Annotated in this window: 17 protein-coding genes; 13 read left to right on the top strand and 4 right to left on the bottom strand. The window is 37.5% G+C overall.

All coding sequences use genetic code 11. From position 1 onward, the window contains the following. Positions 1 to 191: 191 nt before the first annotated feature. Positions 192 to 326 carry a hypothetical protein gene (locus ACQV2X_RS02435; RefSeq protein WP_428894208.1) on the top strand — a complete coding sequence of 45 codons (135 nt, stop codon included), beginning with the start codon at positions 192 to 194 and terminating at the stop codon, positions 324 to 326. Positions 327 to 412: 86 nt separating this feature from the next. Here ACQV2X_RS02435 and ACQV2X_RS02430 read toward each other — a convergent pair whose 3' ends face one another. After that, the gene (locus ACQV2X_RS02430; RefSeq protein WP_428891814.1) at positions 413 to 1,828 is read right to left on the bottom strand and encodes an aspartate ammonia-lyase; all 1,416 of its coding nucleotides are present in this window, start codon (positions 1,826 to 1,828) and stop codon (positions 413 to 415) included. A 115-nt stretch (positions 1,829 to 1,943) separates the two neighbouring features. Between ACQV2X_RS02430 and ACQV2X_RS02425 the strand changes: the two genes are divergently transcribed. From ACQV2X_RS02425 to ACQV2X_RS02410, 4 genes are all read left to right on the top strand, one after another. After that, positions 1,944 to 2,882 (top strand): LysR family transcriptional regulator, encoded by a 939-nt coding sequence (locus ACQV2X_RS02425; protein ID WP_428874471.1) that lies wholly within the window; start codon positions 1,944 to 1,946, stop codon positions 2,880 to 2,882. Positions 2,883 to 2,974: 92 nt separating this feature from the next. Continuing rightward, on the top strand, positions 2,975 to 4,339 hold the full coding sequence (gene fumC / locus ACQV2X_RS02420) for a class II fumarate hydratase (RefSeq protein ID WP_428874472.1): 1,365 nt from the start codon (positions 2,975 to 2,977) through the stop codon (positions 4,337 to 4,339). 17 nt (positions 4,340 to 4,356) lie between these two features. Beyond that, complete coding sequence (locus ACQV2X_RS02415) at positions 4,357 to 5,526, top strand: NAD(P)-dependent malic enzyme (protein ID WP_428874473.1); 1,170 nt, start codon at positions 4,357 to 4,359, stop codon at positions 5,524 to 5,526. Positions 5,527 to 5,601: 75 nt separating this feature from the next. Continuing rightward, positions 5,602 to 6,996 (top strand): MATE family efflux transporter, encoded by a 1,395-nt coding sequence (locus ACQV2X_RS02410; protein ID WP_428875008.1) that lies wholly within the window; start codon positions 5,602 to 5,604, stop codon positions 6,994 to 6,996. Between the two features lie 64 nt (positions 6,997 to 7,060). On the opposite strand, the gene gdhA is transcribed toward ACQV2X_RS02410, so the two are convergent. Next, positions 7,061 to 8,407 (bottom strand): NADP-specific glutamate dehydrogenase, encoded by a 1,347-nt coding sequence (gene gdhA / locus ACQV2X_RS02405; RefSeq protein ID WP_428894207.1) that lies wholly within the window; start codon positions 8,405 to 8,407, stop codon positions 7,061 to 7,063. 438 nt (positions 8,408 to 8,845) lie between these two features. Here gdhA and ACQV2X_RS02400 point away from each other — a divergent pair, with 438 nt between their 5' ends. From ACQV2X_RS02400 to ACQV2X_RS02390, 3 genes are all read left to right on the top strand, one after another. Continuing rightward, complete coding sequence (locus ACQV2X_RS02400) at positions 8,846 to 9,904, top strand: DUF308 domain-containing protein (protein WP_428894206.1); 1,059 nt, start codon at positions 8,846 to 8,848, stop codon at positions 9,902 to 9,904. A 105-nt stretch (positions 9,905 to 10,009) separates the two neighbouring features. Beyond that, positions 10,010 to 10,819 carry a glutamate 5-kinase gene (gene proB, locus ACQV2X_RS02395; protein WP_428885002.1) on the top strand — a complete coding sequence of 270 codons (810 nt, stop codon included), beginning with the start codon at positions 10,010 to 10,012 and terminating at the stop codon, positions 10,817 to 10,819. 1 nt (position 10,820) lies between these two features. Continuing rightward, positions 10,821 to 12,077 carry a glutamate-5-semialdehyde dehydrogenase gene (locus ACQV2X_RS02390; protein WP_428885001.1) on the top strand — a complete coding sequence of 419 codons (1,257 nt, stop codon included), beginning with the start codon at positions 10,821 to 10,823 and terminating at the stop codon, positions 12,075 to 12,077. Between the two features lie 615 nt (positions 12,078 to 12,692). Here ACQV2X_RS02390 and ACQV2X_RS02385 read toward each other — a convergent pair. Then, positions 12,693 to 15,398, bottom strand: a complete 2,706-nt coding sequence (locus ACQV2X_RS02385) for a cation-translocating P-type ATPase (RefSeq protein WP_428873454.1) — start codon at positions 15,396 to 15,398, stop codon at positions 12,693 to 12,695. A 415-nt stretch (positions 15,399 to 15,813) separates the two neighbouring features. On the opposite strand from ACQV2X_RS02385, the gene ACQV2X_RS02380 reads away from it, so the two are divergent. The 4 genes from ACQV2X_RS02380 to ACQV2X_RS02365 all read left to right on the top strand — a co-directional run bounded on the left by ACQV2X_RS02380 (position 15,814) and on the right by ACQV2X_RS02365 (position 21,561). After that, positions 15,814 to 18,573, top strand: coding sequence for a SpaA isopeptide-forming pilin-related protein (locus ACQV2X_RS02380; RefSeq protein WP_428875013.1), 2,760 nt, complete (start codon positions 15,814 to 15,816; stop codon positions 18,571 to 18,573). Between the two features lie 136 nt (positions 18,574 to 18,709). Next, the gene (locus tag ACQV2X_RS02375) at positions 18,710 to 20,224 is read left to right on the top strand and encodes a helicase HerA-like domain-containing protein (protein WP_428873456.1); all 1,515 of its coding nucleotides are present in this window, start codon (positions 18,710 to 18,712) and stop codon (positions 20,222 to 20,224) included. A 119-nt stretch (positions 20,225 to 20,343) separates the two neighbouring features. After that, positions 20,344 to 21,192: an HAD-IIB family hydrolase gene (locus ACQV2X_RS02370; RefSeq protein ID WP_428875014.1), complete on the top strand. Its 849-nt coding sequence runs from the start codon at positions 20,344 to 20,346 to the stop codon at positions 21,190 to 21,192. 12 nt (positions 21,193 to 21,204) lie between these two features. Then, positions 21,205 to 21,561, top strand: coding sequence for a hypothetical protein (locus ACQV2X_RS02365; RefSeq protein WP_428873458.1), 357 nt, complete (start codon positions 21,205 to 21,207; stop codon positions 21,559 to 21,561). Between the two features lie 19 nt (positions 21,562 to 21,580). On the opposite strand, the gene ACQV2X_RS02360 is transcribed toward ACQV2X_RS02365, so the two are convergent. Beyond that, positions 21,581 to 22,594 carry a glycosyltransferase gene (locus tag ACQV2X_RS02360; protein ID WP_428875015.1) on the bottom strand — a complete coding sequence of 338 codons (1,014 nt, stop codon included), beginning with the start codon at positions 22,592 to 22,594 and terminating at the stop codon, positions 21,581 to 21,583. A gap of 187 nt (positions 22,595 to 22,781) precedes the next feature. On the opposite strand from ACQV2X_RS02360, the gene ACQV2X_RS02355 reads away from it, so the two are divergent. Beyond that, the gene (locus ACQV2X_RS02355) at positions 22,782 to 23,579 is read left to right on the top strand and encodes a hypothetical protein (protein WP_428873461.1); all 798 of its coding nucleotides are present in this window, start codon (positions 22,782 to 22,784) and stop codon (positions 23,577 to 23,579) included. Positions 23,580 to 23,635 lie beyond the last annotated feature (56 nt).

Genomic DNA, 23,635 nt, shown 5'->3' with positions numbered 1-23,635 from the left:
TAGGGTCTTTTATAGTGAGTAATGTTCGTATATCATGAGTCCTGGCACAGAGTCCCTTCTATTTTAGTTACCACTTTTAATAGATCGGACTTTTGTGTTTTTATGTACCAAAAAATAGGATGGAAGGAAGAATTTTTCTTCCATCAACCCTATTTATTATAGAACCAAAAATTAAGCGGGTGAGCTTAAAGATGGAGCAAGGATTCTCATATAAAAAGCCATGTATGAATCGTTCATACATGGCTTTTTATATGGCGCACCCTTCTATGGAAAAAGGCACTGAAACTGTTAAGGACTTGATGGACTTGAAATCTATGCGTGAATAAATTCAATCCAATATCTTCATTATTCCTTCAAACTTGTTAGTCTAGGGAATAAGGTCAGCTATGAGTTTGCGAACGATAAAGAATGTTTATTTATGACTAATTCCAGGACTTGTCATTTTTTCTGGAGATAAAATACTTTCTAATTCTTCTTCATCTAGTATCTCTTCAGATAAGATGATATCTCTAACACGTTCATTGTTATTGAGTGCCCGTTTGGCAATTTCGGCAGCCTTCTGATAGCCAATATGAGGTACTAGGGCAGTAATCGTTCCGACACTTTGATCAACAAGTTCTTGACAACGTTCAGGATTAGCAGTGATGTCGGCAATACAATTATCAATAAAGGTCGCAATGCCATTTTGAAGAATTTTAATTGACTCAAAGAGTGAATAGAAAATGACAGGTTCAAAGGCATTCAATTCCAATTGTCCAGCCTCGACTGACATGGCGATTGTAGTGTCATTACCAACAACTCGATAAGCAATTTGACTCACTACTTCAGGAATAACAGGGTTTACCTTACCTGGCATAATAGAAGAGCCGTTTTGCTTTTTAGGTAGGTTAATTTCGTTAAAACCTGTTTTTGGTCCTGAAGACATCAAACGTAAGTCGTTAGCAATTTTTGAAAGACTAAGAGCGAATGTTCTTAGAACACCTGAAACAGCTGAAAACGAATCAATGTGCTGTGTGCCATCTACTAAGTCTTCGCTTTGTTGTAATGAAAGGTCGGTAATTTCAGCTAGAGTAGGAACAATTTGTTCGACATATTCCACATCCGCATTCAAACCAGTCCCAATAGCAGTTGCTCCCATGTTTACTACTAACATCTCTTCAATTACTTGAGTAAGTCTTTGATGAGAGCGACGCACTGCGCTGGCATAGGCTTTAAATTCTTGTCCTAAACGAATTGGGATGGCATCTTGCATTTGAGTACGGCCCATTTTGATGACATCGTTAAATTCTGAGGACTTTTTAGTAAGTGTTTTTTCTAAACGCTCTATTTCTTTAAGAAGGCCTTGAGATAGTTGATAAATCGTCAATTTACCTGCAGTTGGGATAACATCATTGGTAGATTGGCCATAATTCACATGGTCATTAGGGTGAACAGGATTATATTTACCTTTTTCTTTGCCTAGGATTTCATTGGCGCGATTCGCAACAACTTCGTTAATATTCATATTCATAGAAGTCCCTGCGCCACCTTGGATAGGGTCTACAATAAATTCTTGGTCTAATTCGCCTGTAAGAACTTCCTCACAAGCTTTAATGATTGCTTGCATAATTTCTTCACTGATAAGTCCCAGCTTACCATTTGTCATGGCGGAAGCTTTCTTAATATAAGCCAGGCTTTGGATAAAAATAGGATCTAGTAATTGTCCAGTAATAGGGAAATTTTCTTTTGCTCGGATAGACTGAACACCATAATAGGCAGTTTCCGGCACTTGATGAGAACCAATCGAATCATATTCTTCTCTAAATTCCTTGTTTTCAGGGTTTTTCATGGAATGCCTCCTAAAGTATTAGTATTTCTTGTTCATTATATAATGAAAGGGCTTTAACTTCAACATGGATTGAGTTATACTGGATATAACATAAATTTTATAAAGGGGTGCGGTAATGTTTCATGGAAAAGAATATGTTATGACCGTTTTTGAAGAGCAATCCTTTTCAAAAGCATCAGAACGTCTATTTGTCTCTCAACCCTCACTAAGTGCAAATGTTAAGCGGATTGAGAAACGTTTGGGTCATGATATCTTTGATCGATCCACTATACCGATCAAATTAACCGAATTTGGGGTGGAGTATATTCGTAATGCCAAGGAAATCCAACGAATAGAAGAAGATTTTCAGCAATATATTTCGAAGGTCGATAATTTACAGTATGGACGCATTGCTATTGGGGGAACAAGCCTCTTTGCTTCAATGATTTTACCCAAGTTAATGGCTAAGTTTAATGAGATTTATCCTGAAATTCAAATTGATTTATTTGAAGAAACATCAAGTAAACTAATCGCTTTATTGCACGAAGGAGAAATTGATTTACTACTTGATAACACTTTTTTAGATAGTCGTTACTATGATCATTATCAGTTTGTAACGGAATCTTTACTCTTAGCGGTTCCCGAAAAGTTTGAAGTGAATGACTTATTACAGGATTATCAGCTAAGTCTAGAAGTAATTAAAGCGCATGCTTCAGATTCTCTCAGTCTTCCGCTAAAATATTTGAAGGAATTTAAGGATGCACCCTTTGCTTTTTTGAAAGTAACCAATGATACTGGAGCTAGAGCAAGAACAATTTGTCAAGAAGCTCACTTTATTCCTAATATCGCTTTTGAAGTAGAGCAGCAATTAACGGCGTATAATATTTCTTCATCAGGTATCGCCGTTTCCTTCATTGGAGAAGCCTTGATCCAACATATTAGTCATACTGACCAAGTTAAATACTATCGTTTAGAGAGTGAAAATGCTAAACGACCGGTTAATTTCTATTGGAAGAGAGACCGCTATCAATCAAAAGCCGTCACTGCTTTTTTAGATATTTTGAGGGAAAAGTAAAATATTTTTTGTAAAGGGTTTCATTTTAGAACTTAGAGTGTATAATTGGTGATATAAGCTAAATGTTATATATTTTAAAAGGAGGAAGGCTTGTGAAAGTTAGAATTGAGCATGATTCGCTTGGAGAAATTCAGGTTCCAGCAGATAGGTATTGGGGGGCAGTGACGCAGCGATCTTATCAAAATTTTGAGATTGGTAGTGAAAAAATGCCTCGGGATGTTATTTGCGCCATTGCTTTAGTTAAAAAAGCGGCCGCAACTGCCAACCAGGCTTTAGGCGTACTCGATCAAGAACGCTCAGAACTGATTCAGCAGGTTTGTAACGAAATTTTAGCAGGCGATTTAGATGAACATTTCCCATTAATTGTTTGGCAAACAGGCTCAGGCACTCAATCTAATATGAATGTCAATGAAGTAGTTGCCAATCGTGGAAACGAGCTTGTAGGTAAACAATTACTTCATCCAAATGATCATGTTAATAAGTCTCAGTCTTCGAATGATGTTTTTCCAACAGCCATGCATTTGGCCGCATTAGTAAAAATCCATTCGCAATTGTTTCCAGTACTAGATCATATCATGGATACTTTAAGCATGATGGAAGAAAAGTACCGCCATGTTGTTAAAAATGGAAGAACCCACTTACAGGATGCTACACCCGTTACCTTTGGACAAGAAGTCAGCGGGTGGTTGTCATCGATTAAACAATCCAAAAGGATGATTGACTTAAGTTTACAACCTCTTTATGAAGTGGCATTAGGGGGAACAGCAGTCGGAACAGGCCTCAACACACCAGAAGGTTATGCTGAAAAAGTAGCACAAGTCTTAGCTGAAATAACGGATTTACCAATAGTTACTTCATCAAATAAATTTCATTCTCTAGCGAGCAAAGACGAATTAGTCTTTACACATGGGGCACTAGCAGCCTTGGCAAGCGATATGATGAAAATCGCTAATGACGTCCGTTGGCTAGCTTCCGGACCACGCAGTGGTATTGGGGAGATTACTTTACCAACCAATGAACCGGGCTCTTCTATCATGCCTGGAAAAGTGAATCCCACTCAATGTGAAGCATTAACAATGGTGGCAGCTCAAGTGATGGCTAATGATAGTTTAATGAGCTTGGCTAATTCACAAGGGAACTTTGAATTGAATGTCTATATGCCAGTGATGATTTATAACTTTATTCAATCCGTTCAATTGTTATCTGATGCGATTGCTTCATTTGATCATAAGTGTTTAGTAGGAATTGAAGTGAATGAAGGTCGTATGAAAGAACTAGTTGATCAATCGCTTATGCTTGTGACTAAGTTAAATACACATATCGGTTATGAGAAAGCGGCTGAGATTGCTAAAAAAGCTTTCAAAGAAGACACTACACTTAAAGAAGCCTGCTTAGCTCTAGGCTATCTAGAAGCAGAAGAGTTTGATCGTTTAGTTGATCCGTCTACAATGGTCTAATTAGAAAGGAAGTTAAAATGGATATTTTTGAAAAATCTTTAAAATTACATTATGATGTAGCTGGTAAAATTGAAGTAAATAGTCGTGTGAATATCGACACAGCTGAAGATTTATCTTTAGCTTACTCTCCAGGAGTAGCTGAACCTTGTCGTGTGATAGCTAAAGATTATGAAGAATCTTTTAAATTAACGCGTCGTAACAATCTAGTAGCAGTTGTAACAAATGGGACAGCGGTTTTAGGTTTGGGAGATATTGGTCCAGCAGCTGGTATGCCAGTCATGGAAGGCAAATGTGCCCTATTCAAACGCTTTGCCGATGTGGACGCTTTCCCAATATGTGTGGATAGCAAAAACGTTGATGAAATCGTTGATACAATCGCTATGATTTCTAAAAGTTTTGGCGGGATTAATCTTGAAGATATCTCAGCACCCACTTGTTTTGAGATTGAAGCTAAGCTAAAAGAACGCACTGACATTCCTGTTTTCCACGACGATCAACACGGTACAGCTATTGTAACAGCAGCAGCTTTGATTAATGCTATTAAACTAACCAAAAAACCTATGGGTAAATTGAAAATGGTTATTAACGGTGCAGGAGCGGCAGGAATTGCCATTGCCAAATTATTAATTCAAATGAATTTTGGCGAAATCATTATGGTAGATCGTAAAGGGATTATTTGTGATGGGAATCCAGATTTAGATCCAGCAAAAGCAGCTATTGCAAAATTGACAAATTCTAGTAAAATGCAAGGTGAACTAGCGGATGCATTGAAAGGAGCAGATGTCTTAATTGGCGTTTCTGCCCCAGATGTTGTGAGTAAAGAAATGGTAAAATCTATGAATGAACCATTAATTTTTGCTATGGCAAATCCGGTTCCTGAAATTATGCCTGAAGATGCAATCGCAGCAGGTGCTAAAGTAGTTGGAACGGGCAGATCAGATTACCCAAATCAAATTAATAATGTTTTAGCTTTTCCAGGAATATTTAAAGGAGCTTTATCAGTGCGTGCAAAAGAAATTACTGATAAAATGAAGGAAAGAGCAGCTATCGCAATTGCAGAAATGGTAGCTGAAGAAGACTTACGCCCGGACAATATCATTGTCTCACCCCTAGCGGATGGAGTGGCAGATGCTGTAGCTAAGGCTGTAGCAGATTGTGCAGTTGAAGAAGGTGTCGCTAGAATTTAGGGGTTCGTTTAATAAATCAAAGGAGTCGGTTAGCACCCTGCTGATTGACTCTTTTACTTATAGGAGTGTTTAAGATTGAAGCAAAAGATTAATAACAGGGATTTTCTAACGCATGGCCCTATGTGGAAAGTTATCTTAACAATTTCGGCCCCCTTAATGATTAATAATTTGGTACGTACCTTTTATACTGTGGCAGACGGTTTATTTTTGGCTCAACTTTCCGCTGAGGATTTTGCAGCCTCTGCTTTTTCGTGGCCTTTAAACTTTTTTTTTATTTCACTAGGCATGGGAATAGGAGTAGCAGCCACAGCTCTTTTATCAAACTTTTTAGGGTCCAAACAGTATGAACGAGTTCAAGTATATGTAGATAATACCTTGCTGTTGACATTAAGTCTGGGTATTGTTCTTGCTTTCTTAGGTTATCTAGCAACTCCTTGGATGCTGTCAGTTATGGGCGGAAGCGGAAGTTTTTTAGACAAATCAATTATTTATTTTAAAATAAGTTTTATTGGTCTTGCCTTTGATTTTGCTTACTTCACCTACCAGGCCATCTTAAATGCTCAAGGGAACACCAAAATTATGACGGCTATTTCTGCTATTTCGATGACAATCAATATTATATTAGATCCTATATTTATTTATGACAAAGTCCCAATACTTAATATTCCTGGTTTAGGTTGGGGAATAGCAGGTGCTGCTTGGGCTACTGTTGTATCTAAGATTGTATTAATTGTGCTAGCTATTTATGTAGTTAGCCAACAATCTAGAATTCAACCTCAATTGAAGGGGATTCGCTTTGATTGGCCAACCAGTCAACATATTATGAAATTGGCTTTACCATCTTTCTTAGGTTATGGGGGGTCTTCATTAGGATTTACGGTTATGAACGCTTTGATTACCTCATACGGAACAAATACACTGGCAGCTTTTTCTATGGTTAATCGTATTTCAGATATTGTGATGCAACCGCAAATGGGAGTAGGGATGGCACTTACTTCAATCGTTGGTCAAAATATGGGAGCCAAACTCTATACTCGCGCCAATCAAATTTTTAAACGAGCTATTATTTTCATTTTGTTTATGTCGGTAATCTCTTCTGCTTTGATGATTCTTTTCCAACAACCGATTTTAAGTATCTTCATTAAAGAATCAGCAGATAGCGACCTCTGGATGCAAGCCAAAGAGTACCTAGCTTATACAGCTTTCATTATTTTCTTTATGGGTTTATTTGCTGCCCTCAATGGTTTTTTCCAAGGCTGTGGTCAAACCAAATATTCTATGTTAATGACCTTGGGACGTTTATGGTTTATCCGTGTACCAATTGTCATGTACCTGCGTTACTTTACAGACTTAGGATCGACAGGTATTTGGATTTCTATGCTGGTTTCTAATATGTTGATTGTAGTATGGGGCTTCTATATCTATCGTAAAAAAGATTGGAAGACCTTGGTACAAAGGCAGATAGGTTAGTCTAAAAACTTAAGCAAAAATTAAAAGTGTAGGTGAAATTTTCACCTACACTTTTAATTTTTAATTATATCAGGCCATGCATCTGAATGAGTTGAACAATTTTTTGATAAGAGGCTATATCTGCTGCAGTTGCATAATTCTTACCCAAATCAAACTTTAAACAAGTTTCTTTACAGTTAGCAAAGATATCAGACATAATTGCTTGTAGTTTGTGATCGACATCTTCAAAAGACCACTGGAGACGCATTGCGTTTTGTGACATTTCTAAACCAGAAACAACCACTCCTCCCGCATTAGCTGCTTTAGCTGGAGCCCAAATAAAATCTTTACTCTGGTTGAACACCTCAATAGCTTCCGACATGCATGGCATATTGGCACCTTCAGCTAAAAAACGCACACCATTAGCGATTAAGTTTCTGGCTTGATGAGCATTTATTTCATTTTGTGTGGCACAAGGTAGGGCAATATCTGCTGCAATTTGACGCGACCAGATTGAGTCTTGTGAATAAGAAGCATGAGGGAACTCTTGAGTGTAAATAGATAGGTCTTTCTTATGGTGCGCAAGAATATCTTCTAAGTGATTAATATTGATGCCTCTTGGATCATAAAGTGATCCTTGACTGTTGGATACAGCTAATACCATTCCACCTAATTGCATAACCTTTTTGATAGCATTTAAACCAACATTTCCAAGCCCTGAGATCATAAAGCGTTTTTGTGATATTTGTTCCTTCTCTTCATTTAACATGGCTTGAAGGAAATAGATGAGACCGTACCCAGTGGCTTCTTCTCGACCAAGTGATCCATTAGCCAAGATAGGTTTTCCAGTCAAGCTTCCTAGCTCAACCCCCTTAAGGCGTTTATATTGGCCATACATATAACCAATTTCACGCTTTCCAACGCCGATATCACCGGCAGGAACATCTATTTTTTCATTAATATGTTTAGCTAGTTCAGTCATATAGGATTGACAAAAGCGCATAATCTCTTGATCAGATTTACCACGTGTTGAAAAATCACTTCCTCCTTTACCACCTCCCATAGGTAGACCAGTCAGGGCATTTTTCAAAGTCTGTTCGAAAGCCAAAAATTTCATTACACTCTCATTAACTTGTGTATCAAAACGTAAGCCTCCTTTGTAGGGGCCAAGTAAAGAAGAATGCTGGATACGATACCCCCAGTTTACATGGACTTGACCTTGGTCATCTTGCCAAGGGACTCGGAATTTAATGATTATTTCCGGTGTAACCATACGCTCAAGTATCGCTTCTTTTTCTAGACTTTCATCTTGTTCAACTAGGGGCTCGATGGCGGATAAAAACGCTTTAACTGCCTGCAGATACTCGACTTGTTCACTGAATTTTGCTTGAAGATCATCATAAACATATTTCACATAGGGGTTTTTAAACATAATTGAGCTCCTAACTTATATTTTGAAATAAGTATAACATATAGAACAAAAGTTTAAGAGCAACCATCATGTTTGAGATCAATATAAGGTAAGTAAATTTATTTAGCGTCTATGCTAAAATATAAAAGTAATTGAAAAGAGAAAAAAGGGATGAGAATAATAAATAAGAAAAATTATTCATATATTTTAGAGGGTCTAATTTTATCAGCGCTGGGCATAGCTCTCTTGCTGTTTAAGCTAAAAATTGCAAATATACTTTTAAATGGTCTAGCTATAATCATCTTAATAATTGGAGGGGTAGATTTTCTGGCGTATCTATTGGGTCGTATATTTAATAACTCATCAAAAGTGAGGTTTTCACCACCAATAATAAGTCTAGGGCAGATTATTTTTGCATGCGGACTCTTGACTAATTCGCCCAATTTTTATTTATGGACGGTGCGTTGCGTAGGAATTTATCAGTTATTATTGGCTCTCTTAAATTTCTTTTCTTATTACCTAATGTTTAAAGATAAGGCCTTTGAGCGTTATCAACGTTTAGCTTTTGCAATTGCGAATTTTATATTTGCTATTGATAGTATTTTAATAATGAATCAGGGTTATCCTGCTTTGCTTCGTTTGGGTATCTACCTTATTTTTCTTGGAATCAGCTATCTATATGATGGGGGCTTTAACCTACTTGATCTTGAAAAGCAGCATATTTGGCGAAGAAGTCTACGCCTACCCTTGCCAGTGCTCTTTTCAGCTTTGTTTCCTCAGAAGTTAATTAGAAAAGTAGATGAAATACTGATAGACACGACCCAAGATATTGAATCCGATTATAGAGCGTCACTTTTGGCTAATGAAAATGACTTGCCAAAGCAAGAAGACAATTTAATTACTATCCAAATACCTGTTGGAAAATCAACATTTGATAGGGTGGGTCATATGAACATTGCATATAAATATACTGTTTATTTTTATGGCAATCAAGATGATGACACTAGAAATTTGTTGGATACAAGTGGAGAAGGTGTCTTGGCCTTAATTGATCGTTCAGAATATCTATCCTTTTCATTAAAAAATCGTCTGACGATTGTAGAATATGATATCGCGCTTTCTAAACAACAAGCCCAGCAGTTAGAGGAAAAGTTGAATGGCATTAAAGAAAAAACAATTAATTGGCATCCTCAATCCAAGACAGTCCTAAATTCTTTTGTAGGAAAATTGATGCGTCAAACTAAATATACAAAATTTTATAAATTCAAAGAAGGGCAATTTCAAACATATTTTGTTTTTTGGACAAATTGTGTTTTATTTTCTGATGATATTATTAAGGAAATAGGGTTGGCTCTTTCCCCTTTGGTTGGAATCCAAACGCCAGGGACTTATTATGATTTCTTGGAAAGAGAATACCAGAAAGAAAAATCAATTATTTTAGAGCGAAGAGTTTACAATCGAGCTTTAGGAAATTATTTATCAAAGCTAGAATTATCAGCGGCTAAAAAGGGAAATTAAAATTGTAAAGGGATTTTCACTTTTCAAAGAGAATAGTATGGATACTTTACCCAGACATGAAACTTTCCTATAATAAGGCTATTGAATTGTAAAAGAGGGTAGAGAATGAAACGTAGTGATTTAAAAAATGCAAAACGAATTATTATTAAGTTAGGAACAAACACAATATTGTCCGATGAAGGGATTAATTTCACTAAATTAGATCGCTTAGCTTATGTCTGTGCTAGTTTGATCCAAGAAGGTAAAGAAGTTGTCATTGTTTCCTCGGGAGCTATTGGTGTAGGGAGTATGGACTTAAATGAAGCCAACTATCCAACTACCATTGCAGACCAACAAGCAGCTTCAGCTGTCGGTCAGACGTTATTAATGGGACACTATTCTCGCTTCTTTAAATATTATGGCGTGAATGTCGGCCAAATTCTTTTAACACGAGATGTAGTTGATTATCCTCAATCGCTACAAAATGTTCAAGTAGCCATGGATACCTTATTAAGACGAAAAATTGTCCCCGTTATTAATGAAAACGATGCGGTAGCAGTTGAGGAGTTAAATCATCAAACCAAGTTTGGTGATAATGACACCTTATCTGCTATTGTAGCTAAAATTACAGATGCTGACCTTTTAATTATTCTTTCAGATATTGATGGTTTATATGACTCAAACCCACAACAAAACCCTCATGCTCAGTTAATTGATCAAGTGACTGAAATCACACAAGAAATTCAGCAAATGGCAATGGGAAAAGGCTCAGAATTTTCAACTGGAGGTATGGCTACTAAATTGAATGCAGCCGAGGTCATCTTTACTACCGATTCATCCTTAGTCATTACCTCAGGAGCCGATCCTTCGATAATTTTTGATATTCTAAAAGGTAAAAGTATTGGAACTTTTTTCCATCGGAAAGGGGATAAATAAAATGGCAACATCGATCGAATTATTAACCATTGGAAAAAGAGCAAAAGAAAGCTTTGAAAAATTACGTAAGTTAAGCAGTCAAGCGAGAAACCAAGCTTTATTAGCTATGGCTCAATCTTTAGAAGAAAAGCAAGAAAGTATTTTAGAGCAAAATATTCAAGATGTAGAGAACGCGCGTGCGGATGGCATGGTAGCTGCCATGATCGAGCGATTAACCCTAGATGAAAAGCGTTTTGCATCAATGGTAGCAGGTATTCGAAAAATAGCTCAGTTAGCAGATCCATTAGCTAACACACGCAAGCAATGGGTGAATGAATTGGGCTTGCGCATTAGTCAAAGACCTGTCCCACTAGGTGTAATTGGCATTATTTATGAATCACGTCCCGATGTGACAGCGAATGCTTCTGGTTTATGTCTAAAAGCAGGAAATGCTGTTATTTTACGAGGAGGTAAAGAAGCCATCGCCACCAACCGAGCAATCGTTGAAGCCATTCAAGCAGGCCTTGAAATGGCTGGCTTATCTAGGTACTGTGTTCAGTTAATTACAGACCCTGATCGACAGTTAGTTACTCAACTCATGCAAATGAATCATTATGTTGACTGCTTAATACCAAGAGGAGGAGCAGGTTTAATTCAAAATGTGGTGAAAAATGCCACTGTTCCTGTTATAGAAACGGGAGTAGGCAATGTCCATATTTATATACATGAAAAAGCAGACTTTAAAATGGCTCAGACGATTGTTGTCAATGCTAAAACACAACGTCCTTCTGTATGTAATGCTGTTGAGACAATCATTGTTGATGAGGCTTTCGCTAAGGCTTACTTACCACAAATAGGAAATGCCTTGTTTGATGCCAATGTTCAAATCTTAGGAGATGAGCAAACACGTGACTTATTGCCATATTCCGTACAGGTTAGTGAGGAAGATTATGAGACAGAGTTCTTAGATTTAGTAGTGGCAATAAAAATTGTAAAAAATTATGACCAAGCGATTGACCATATCAGCCGTTTTTCAACTGGACACTCCGAAGCTATTATTACGCAAGACTATTCAGTGGCGCAAGATTTTATGAATGATGTCGATTCGGCAGCTGTTTATGTAAATGCTTCGACGCGTTTTACGGATGGTGAAGTCTTCGGATTCGGAGGAGAAATTGGTATCTCAACTCAAAAACTTCATGCCAGAGGGCCTATGGGATTAGAGGCTCTGACTACTTACAAATACCTCATTGAAGGTTCTGGTCAAATTAGAGAATAAAACAAGGGGCTGGGACAAAAGCCTTGAATAATTAAAGAAAGTCCGGTCAACGATATAATCGTTAATCGGACTTTTTCTTTAACAATATAAACAAAGAAAGCGTTTCCTGCTGTAATCGTAGTAATCACAAAGCCATTCAGGAGGGGCTTTCTATCTAGCAACAGTATACTATGAATCAAACTTGCTTGCTACTGGAAATGGATTGTTTATTCCCTGAAAATCATAATGTTTAGGCGGATTCATGAGGTAGTCAAACAGATTCAATCTGAGATTCAGCAGCTCTTAAGTGAAGAAATTGAAACGCTTAACTGAGCGATTGAATCGCAAACTGTTGCCGGAGCGGATGAACGCAAAAAGAACGCCGTCGTCTCAAAAGTATCACCGAAAAATTGCCAGGATTTTATTCCTCGTGAAGAAAAACACACCACTCATCAAGCGATATTTAACGGTCGTAATAGCTTTTCTAAGACCGATGTCGAGCGGATATTTATGGCCAATAATCTACGTAAATACCCAAAGCAGCGAGCCTAGATTGGAAAGTTACTTTCCAATCTAGGCTCGCTGTAAATATTGAGGTGGCTGAGAGGTCCTTTTGTCCCAGCTTTTTTGATAGGCTTATTGATTATATTTGTCAGCGAACCCACTTAAACGCATAATAAATTTAACAATTTCTACCACCACCACAATTGAGAGGGCGGCTGCGACAACAATTCCCCATTGTCCAGCTGTTAAAGCATGAACATCAAAGAATTGACTGATACCAGGAATTAATACAACACCTAAAAGCATTGCTCCGGATACTAAGAAGGCTAAGTTTAGCCACTTGTTGTCAAAAGGATTACGGCTGAATAGGGAAGCGAAAACGGATTTGACGTTATATGAATGGAATAGTTGGATTAAACCAAGTGTAATGAAGGCCATAGTCTCAGCAAGAACGTGTCGTTCCTCTCCTATTAAGGATGTTTGCATTGGGCCTTCAGCAGCATACCAATATACGAATAGCGTAATTAAAGCTTCTAGAATCCCTTGATAAAGGATAGAGGGTGCCACCCCAAAGGATAAGAAAGAATCTTTTTTAGTACGTGGACGGTGTGACATTACATCAGACTCTGCTTTCTCCATACCTAATGCGATAGCAGGGAAGACATCCGTTACTAAGTTAATCCACAGGATATGAATTGGTTCTAAAATCACCCAACCGAATAAAGTGGCTGTAAATAAAGTGATCACCTCTCCAAGGTTAGCAGAAAGTAAGAACTGAACAGCTTTTTGGATATTAGCAAATACTTTTCGTCCTTCTTCGACTGCTACAACTATGGTTTGGAAATTATCATCAGCTAAGACCATGTCTGAAGCACCCTTAGAGACTTCTGTACCAGTGATACCCATACCGACACCAATATCTGCTTGTTTAAGAGATGGCGCATCATTAACTCCATCACCGGTCATTGAGACAACGGCATCATTGGCTTGCCAAGCACGGATAATACGCACTTTATGCTCTGGTGAAACCCTAGCATAAACTGAGTAATTTCCAACTTCTTTAGCTAACTGATCGTCTGTAATTTCATCTAATTGGGCTCCGGTCATTACGTGACGTTCATTTTCGCTGTCATTTGGGTCTAAGATAGTTAAACGTTCAGCAATGGCCTGAGCAGTCATTGCGTGGTCTCCTGTGATCATGACAGTACGAATACCAGCCATACGCGCTTTTTCAATAGAAGCTTTGGCTTCTGTTCTTTCTGGGTCAATCATACCGACTAAACCAGTGAAAACTAGGTCCTTTTCTAAGGTTTCCGTTGTAACTTCAGCGGGAATCTCATCAATTATTTTATAGGCACCTGCTAAAACTCTTAATGCTTGCCGACCTAATTTAGCATTGACTTCTATAATTTCTTCTCGATCAGCCTCAGTCATTGCAGTAACTTCTTGGGCTTTTTGAATAGAGCTTGAGCGCTTAATTAATTGATCAGGAGCTCCTTTAACAAAGACTAGATAACGGCCATCATCGGTCTCATGAATGGTTGACATTAATTTACGGCCTGAATCAAAAGGAATTTCCTCTACTCGAGGGAATTGTCTTAATTGTCCTTTGAGATCCATCCCATGGTCTAAGGCGTATTGAATGAGGGCTGTTTCAGTAGGGTCACCGTTGACATTTCCTTGAGCATCGACTTTAGAGTCATTAGGGAAAGCGAAAGAGCAAATAAATTTACCATTATTATCAAGTGGATCTTGAGCATAATGCAATTGACCATCATAATAAACCTTTTCAACAGTCATTTGATTCAGTGTTAAAGTACCGGTTTTGTCTGAACAAATAACCATAGTTGATCCTAAAGTTTCAACAGCAGGAAGAGTTCTTACCAAGGCATTTCTGGCAGCCATGGTTCGCGTGCCTAAAGATAGAATAATGGTTGAAATAGCAGGTAAGCCTTCTGGAATAGCGGCAACTGCCAATGAAATAGAAACTAATAACATTTGAATTGGCGAGAATCCTTTGAGAAAGACACCAACAATAAAAGTTATGATAGCGATTGCGATAATTAAATAGGTAAGTGTTTTACCCAATTTTTCTTGGTCTTTTTGAAGTGGAGTGAGCTGCTTTTCCGTCGAAGACAACATGGCTGCAATATGTCCAACTTCTGTATCCATCCCTGTGTGAGTGACGATTCCTAAAGCGCGCCCATAGGTAATATTGGTTGAAGAGAAAGCCATATTGGATCGATCACCAATCCCAGCTTCTTTTTCAATAACCGCTTCGGCATGTTTTTCAACTGGAACAGATTCGCCAGTTAGTGCCGCTTCTTCGACTTTTAAGGAATTGGTTTCAACTAAGCGTATGTCCGCAGGAACGATGTCACCAGCTTCTAAACTAACTACATCACCAGGAACAAGTTCAGTTGATTTGATTTTCATATATTCTCCATCGCGTAATACGTTGGCTTCAGGTGAAGACATATCACGCAAGGCGTTAATGGCATCTTCGGCCTTAGCCTCTTGGAAAACTCCAAGCACTGCATTTAATAGGACAACAATCAGAATAATAATTGAATCAGTTGGTCCTTCTCCCTCCATATATCCAACAAATGCAGATATGACAGAAGCAACTAACAGAACAATGATCATAAAATCTTTAAATTGGTCCACAAATTTTTGTAGAAGAGACCTTGTTTCTTCTTCTTTCAAGGTGTTTTCACCGTATTGCTCCAAACGCTTTTTTACTTCTGTTTGACTTAATCCGCTCTTAATATCGGTATCTAATTCGCTTATAATCTCTTGATTTGATTTAGTATAAGCAACAAAATCTTTGCTAGACATCCACTTTCCCCCTTTAATTTAACGTGTTTATAAGATTGACTTCGAATAGAAAAAAGACTCATGCCACTTGGGCAACACAAAGCTGCGCTCAATGGCATAAGTCTCACTATTTCAGACTGTACCAGTAGTAAAACTACTTAACGTTGTTGATACAGCCAAGATATCATCTATCTTAAGTTACTCCCTTATGAACATCTAGCTAAATTATAATCAATAGCACATTTTTATGCAAATTTTTTTGTAAAGATAGTCAAAGTTTTAAATCAGGAGTAGTTGTCAAATTTGAAGAAAGATTGATGAAATTTAGTAAAAACCTTTATAAATTTTGATAATTAAGCATTCTAAGGTCGTTGGCTCTTGATTTATGGTAAAGTATAATTGTAGACGAAACATAGTATTTAAGGAGGTTATCAAGATGTTTAAGAGAAAAAATATTTTATCATTTGTTCTAGTGAGCAACCTATTGGCAGTACCAATATTTCAAACCCAAGAAGTTTTAGCTCAAGTTGAAACGCAAGCACAAGAAAATTTTGTAGAGCCTACTTTTAATATTTTTTTACAAGTAGATGAGAATGTCCCCCAAGCTCAAAAAGAGATTTCCTATGATATTATTGATATAGCAAGTCAAGAGGTTGTTTATTCTTATCGTAGTGACAATACTGAACAGCAACCAATTGAATTGACTGCTGGTGAATATATCTTCCGTTTATATGATGACGGGAAGTTTCAAAGGGGAGGACAATCAGTTCGACCTTATCAAGTTCAAATCGTTCAAGAAAAACAAGAGAAGGCTGATGAAATTGCTGAGGATTCAGGAGAAATTGTTGAGTTGGCCGATCAAACGATAGTATATGATTATGCCTTTACAATTGACGGCAATTATTTAGAAACACCTCCGATTTTTAACATTTATTTAGTCGGTGATCAAGTTCAAAACCCTCAAGTACCAAAGATTGAATCACCAACTGCAGACAGTAGTCAAGAAGCTGATAATAGTGAAGAAAACAGTCAAACAGAAGTTGCTGACGAATTAGGAAACGTTAATGTAATTCTTAAGGACAGTGTGGGTAATGTCGTTCCGAATGTAGGAATAGTGATCAATGGGCAGGAAGTTTTAACCGATGAACAAGGGATCGCTCAATTTCAAGAAGTTCCTACTGGTAACTATGTAATGAATTTTGGTCGATTACCAGAAGCAATGTCAGGATATGAAATTGAAGAAAATGTTGAGATTTACTCAGGTCAAACTTACGACTTTCCTTTGATATTGTCAGGTGTTATCGAAGATTCAACAACTTCTCAAACAACTGTAGAAGCTAAAGCTGATTTACAAATCGAAGTATATGATCAAGAGGAAGCACCGGTTGAAGGAGTTAAGATTGAATTGACCAAACGGGATGATCCTCAATTTAAACAAGAATTAGTATCCGACCAATTAGGTGTCGCTCAAGCTTCTGATATTCCCACTGGCAATTACCAATATCAAGTAATCGAAACACCGGAAACACATTCAGCTCAAGGAACATTATTAGAAACACAAGTTTCTGCTAATGAAGAAAATCGTCAAGTAATTGGTATTACCAAGTTAGACCAAGTTGGTCAACTGAATATCTTAGTTACCGATACTCAAGGTCAAGCAATTCCCCAAGCTGAAGTTCAAGTGTTAGACCAAGTTTATACGACTGATGACAATGGCTCTATCTTTATTGATTCATTGCCAGTGGGTGATTACGATGTTACCTTGGTGACGACTTCAGGAAATGCTGATTTAGAGTCCAATGTTCAAAGGGTTGAAGTTTCAGTTAATCAGCCTACTGATTTAACATTTGAAATAGAAGAGCCGACTACAACAATGGAACCGACTACAACTGCTGAACCTACTACAGAAGAGCCAACTACGACGACACAGGATCCCAAAGCGGTTTTGACGATTAAAGTTCAAGATCAAAAGGCTGAAGCGGTAGAAGGTGTGAGCATACGCTTAATCAATACTGAAGATGGCCAAGAACAGGAAATAACGACTGATAGTCAAGGACTAGCCTCAGCTAGTGATCTTGCTCTAGGTAACTACCAATACCAAGTCAGTCAAACCCCTGAAGGATATGTAGCCCAAGGCAATCTAATAGATGTAGCTGTAGAAAATGAAGCGCCAGAGTTACAAGCTGTGACTATTCAAAAAGAAGCTGAGGTGGGTCAAGTTTCAATAGCTGTCAGCAATAGTCAAGGTCAAGCTGTTGCAAATGTGCAAATGCAAATTGGCGAGTTGACTGTTGAAACTAACAAGAATGGAATAGCTTTAATTGAAGAAGTGCCTGTAGGCAGTTATGAAGTCCAGTTTGTTTCTATTCCTGAAGTTTACCGTGCAGATCAATTCTCTCCAGAAACGATTGAAGTGGTTGCAAACCAAAAAGTTGAACTAGCTTATCAGTTGGAAGAAAATGTTACGACTGATGAGCCTTCAACTACGCCAGAGCCGACAACCACAACTGAAGAAGTGATTACATCAATAGAGCCAACAACTACGACACTAGCATCAACTACACAAGAGTCAACTACCACAACTGTTGAGGAAACGACTGTTACCGAAGAAGCGACCGTTCCTGAAATGGTCTTTAAGGACTTAGAAAATGGAGGACAAGTCCTCTTAACCAAGGCAGACGCTAAAAATGTGGAGAAGGTTCTTATTCAAAAAGTTGATTTAAATGCCGCTAATCTCCCTTCTGAATTGAAAGGTAAAGATTTTGTAGCTTATGAAATCAAAGCTTTTAATCAAAACGGTAGTGAAATAAAATTGGAAAATCCAACAATAATCAAACTTCCTACCCGTCCAATTAATAGTCAACTTTTAGCCATGAAAGTTATGGGCCAACAAGTTGAAGGATTAAAAGTACGCCTTAACCGAGAAACAGCCACTGTTGAAAGCAAAGGCCTTGGTATTGTAGCCTTAGTATACAAAGACGCCAAAACTGATCAATCAACAACCACTCAAACTCAAGAGGATGGGAAAGCAGTTGTTGTTAAAAAGTCAACCGATCGTAAAGAAGCTGAAAAAGGCAATTTACCAACAGCTGGTGAAACAACTTCAAAAGTGATTTACTTAGTCGCAGGCATTTTAGTAGTTGGGGGAGCACTACTGATTGCTCTAAGAAAAAGAAATCAATTTAAAGACAAATAGATTTTTGAAAACAATCCCTAATATTTTTAGGGGTTGTTTTTTGTGTCTAACAAATCTAATAAATGTTAGATAATTGGGTGATGAGTAAATAAGAGTATGCTAAAATTGAGAGTGTGAATAGTAGAGGAGGCTTAACATGGATACACAACTTATGTTTGGATACGGCTCACAAGCGGTTGGATTAAGCTTAGACAAGTTAAATCGACATGGTCTTATAGCGGGAGCGACCGGAACGGGTAAAACGGTTACCTTAAAAGTTATAGCTGAACAGCTAAGTTTAGCTGGCATACCTGTGTTTTTATCAGATATTAAAGGCGATTTGATATCTTTGGCTGAGATGGGTAGTTCTCAAGCATTTATTGAAAGATTACAAGCCACTCACTATGAAAATTATGATAATCAAGCTTTTCCTATCGAACTGTGGGATGCCCATGGGCAATCAGGGCTGCCACTGAGAGTTACTGTTTCAGAAATGGGACCCATTTTATTAGCCAACCTATTAGGTTTAAATGAGACACAAACTAGTATTTTGAATGTGGTTTTTTCGGTAGCAGACGAAAAAGGGCTTTTATTGATTGACTTAACAGATTTAAGAGCAATGCTAAATTTCGTAGGCGAACATGCCAAAGAATTAAGCGGTAGTTATGGGAATATTTCCAAAGCATCCATTGGTGTTATTTTGCGCAGTATTGTAGTTTTAGAACAGCAAGGAGCTGATGCTTTTTTTGCTGAGCCTAGTCTAGAGATTGAAGATTTATTAAGGGTAGATGAATCAGGAAAAGGCATTATAAACATTTTGAATGCCAGCAAGCTCTATCAAACTCCCACACTTTATGCCATGGTCTTGTTAGCACTCCTAGGAGAGCTCTTTGACAGTCTTCCGGAAGTGGGCGATTTAGCTAAACCTAAAATGGTTTTCTTTTTTGATGAAGCCCATGTTTTGTTTGATGGAACTCCGAAGGTGCTGGTTGAAAAGATAGAATTGATGGTTCGCTTAATTCGCTCCAAGGGGGTAGGCATCTTTTTTGTCACTCAAAACCCTATGGACCTTCCAGACAGTGTGTCTTCACAATTAGGCAATCGAATTCAACATGGCTTAAGAGCATTTACACCAAAGGAACTTAAAGTGGTCAAAGCAGTGAGCCAAACTTTCCGACAAGCAGAATCTTCAGCTGTTGATTTGGAAAAAGTGCTCCAAGCGTTAGCCACCGGAGAGGCTGTTGTTTCTACTCTAGATTCAAAAGGCACACCAAATGTTGCTGAACGAGTTATGATTTATCCTCCGATGAGTAAGTTGGGCCTTGTTGACCCTCAAACTATTTTGAAGACGATTAACCACTCACAACTCTTAGATAAATATAGTGAAACAATTAATCGTGAGTCTGCTCACGAACAATTAAATCAAGCTATGCAAGAAACACAAGAAGAAATGATTGAATCGATTGATGGCAAAGCAGAGGACCTCTCAACCAACCAACGCATTAAAGAGCTGGAAGCAGAATTAGCTAAACAGCTTAAGAAGTCAGGCAAAACAGCTTCAAGACGGACGGATTCAAATTTTGACCGCTTTACTAAAAATATGATGAGTCAGGTTGGTCGCGAGATAGGCCGAGTTATCACACGTTCGATATCTGGTATGTTCAAAAAGTAGACTTTAGCGATTAATAAAGGATGATGATTCTTAAAAAAATGTTATAATCAGTAGGGATGCAATATGATAAATGTTTAACACTTTATTCTAGCAATAATTAAAAAGGAGCATTAATTTCTATGACATTAAAACTCATCACTATTGACCTTGATGAAACACTCCTCAGGACTGACAAGACTTATGATCGGGATCGCTTTAACCGCGTTCTGAAACGGTTAAGAGAAGCAGGAGTGATCGTGGCAATTGCTACTGGTAATTCTTATCAGAAAATTGCAGATTACTTTGAAGAGTCTGTCTGGCCGGACTTATATTTTGCTTGTGATAATGGTAATTACATTGTCAAGAATGATCAGACCTTAAAGAAGATTGGCATTCCATATGAAGGTTTTACCCAAATTATCGACTTTTTAGATGAATTTCAAGCCTATTCTCCCGTTTTAGGATTAGGCGATGCGGCTTATTTTAGAGACACTAAGGGTCCATTATTTGATTTCATTTCACGCTACGCTAAAGATGTAAACTACATTCCTCAATTTTCTGAACTGCCTGAAGATTCTGTTGTAACAAAAATTGCGATTGCGACACAAGATACACTTGACCGCAACAAAGTCTTAGCTCGTATAATCAACGAGCGTTATCAAGAAGTTACTGCAGTTACTTCAGGAGATGGATGGGTAGATGTATATAATAAAGAGGGTGGTAAAGGCAGCGCCTTGCTTTATTTACAAAACAAATACAATATTAAAGCTGAGGAATCGATGGCCTTTGGTGATTCTTTGAATGATGAAAGCATGATGGCTCAAGTCCACTACAGTATAGCAATGGATAATGCCGATAAAGACTTGGCTATGCAATGTCGCTATAAAATCGGAAATAATAATGACCAATCAGTTATTTGTGTGCTAGAAGATTATATACAATCATTTGAATTAGACTTTTTAGAAAAATACCGTACAATTAAAGAATAGTAGGTTGATTAAATGGTAAAGAGAACGCAAAAGAAAAACATCAAGAACAGAATGGACGAGATGGCTCAAATTGACGCTTTCTTAATTCCGGCTCATCAAGCAGAAATGTATAAAGTTTTAAGACAAGCAGTAGCCGAAGAAGCCATTGAATATTGGCGAGCAAAATATCCTCAGGTTTCTCGTATAAAGGATAATCCTGATGAAGGCGAGGCTATTCAAATTAAAAATGCTGAGGATCAAGAAGTTTTTCGTTTCTATCTTAATCCTTCTAATATTTCTCAAGCGCAAAAAGCAAGAGATAAAGATCAACTGGATAAGTTTTTAATCAAATTTGAAAATATAGACAAAAATTCCCCACCAATGGTTTAATCAACGGTGGGGTTTATTATTATACCTTCATTTTCAGAGCTTCTTGATAAATTGAAAATAGCTGTCGACCAATTTGAGGAAGGTCGCGTTCGATGGCAATTTCATAGGCTTTTTCTACTAATGAAGGGAGTTTGCCTTCATAGGCTAGTTGAATTTTTTCTTGAAAGGCTTTAAGGTCTATAGCTTTATGAACATTCACACCGTCTTCCAGCCAACCATCAAATACAGGGATATCACGCACAATAAAATCTGTTTTCATGGCGCAAGCTTCAATTGCAGGAATACCTTCAGTTTCTTCAAAAGTCGGGAAAATATAAAGATTGCTCGCTAACAAACCGGCCCGTATATCTTCATTAGGTACATAACCAGCAAATTTTAAGTTAGGTAATTTCGTAGAGACAGCCTTTTTTATTTCATCCGGTACATAGCGCAAGTCAAGATAGCCAAACCAAATAAATTGAATGTGAGGCATCCGTTTGGCTAATTCAACAAAGTCAAGAATCCCTTTGCGTTTTAAGTATAGTCCAATCCCCATTACAACAAAATCATCAGGCTGATAGTCGTACTTTTGACGGAAAACTTTCTTAAGTTTCTCAGTGTCTAGAGGTTGAAATCTAGATAGGTCTATCCCGTTAGAAACAGAATAAATCGGTTGATCGAGACCGTAATTTTCAAGCAGGCTCTTAGAATATGGAGTAGGGGTGATGAGAATATCACCCAAACGGTAACAAGTTAGCAGCCATTGTTTAAAACTAGGTGCTAGAAAATTTGAGAAACGGAAGGAGTTCTCAAAGTCCTCTTTAGTCGAGTGGGCATGATAAATGACTGGAATATTCTTGCGGCGACATTTGGCTGCTAAAAGATAGGATTTAGGGAAGTAGGTATTAATATGTAATAGGTCAAAAGAGTCCTTGGGATTCATGGTATAATCGATTCCCATATATTCCAATGCTTTTTGCTGATGATGAATGGCTTTGCCTAAGCCTGAGCGTTTGATTTGCTCGAGATTGCCTGAATAAAGTAAAACGCGCATCTACTTACCTACTTTCTCTTTTAAAAATCTTAAAAAACTTATTTTTAATGAATGTAATACTTATTTTATCGAACAGGCCCTATTTTAACAAGTTTTACTAAGTCTTGTTAAAGCAATTTAGTCTTTACCAATGATTTGATGTATAATCCAATAGATGGGCAAAGCGACTTTGAGAGGGGGCTTTTTAATGACAGGACATTTTGGTCAAATTTTCTTACTGCCTGGACGCTCGTTACTTGAAAAAGAAATTGAGAGGTTGCAAGTGGATTTATCGCAAGCTGTATTTGAGTATGATGAATTAATTTATAAGGATTGTTTTTATTTAGAAAAGCACTTTTATTTAAATTTTGGGAAAGAATGGCTCAATTTATTAAAAGCTCATTTTCAAGCTGTCTTCTTAGAAAGAAAGTATAGAATAATACGTCTTTATAAGGAAAAGAATCAAAAGCTAAAACTGCAACAGTTAGAAAAAGATTTATCTGTTTATCAGCAGTTAATTATTGAAACGGAAGAAAAGATACAATCAGCAGAACACTCTATCTACGAAGATACTTTAACAGAAGAAGAGGCGCGCTTGATGCGGGGAATGTACCGTCAAATAGTTTCTAATGTCCACCCTCTTCTATATCCTTTACAAACAAAACACCAAGAGGTACTTTATCAAAAAGCCTTGACTGCCTATAAAAGAGATAATAAAGAGATTCTTCAATTGATTTTAGATCATTTAAATGAAGATTATGCTCAAGCGTCTCCATTAAAATTAAGCCAACTAGTCGATGTGAGGAATGCCTTGTTAGTCTCTTTATATGAAAAGAGGAATCAATTGGCCTTAAGACGATCTGATTTTCCCTATCTCATTCGCGATTACGTTCTAAATGATGAATTAGGCGAGAAAATGCGACAAAGTCTGATGCAGAGACGAAGTCAATTTAAGCAAAAAATAAAACAATTGGAGTTAGAAATTGCTAAGTTAAAAGAGAGTTAATCCTCTATTTAGTCCTTTCACTTCAAGACCCAAACTTTTTAACCAAAACCTAAGGT

Source organism: Facklamia sp. P12945, from assembly GCF_050409485.1.
Lineage (GTDB): Bacteria > Bacillota > Bacilli > Lactobacillales > Aerococcaceae > Facklamia.
Note: the sequence above shows the minus strand (reverse complement) of the source record. Positions and strands in the feature narration are given on the sequence as shown.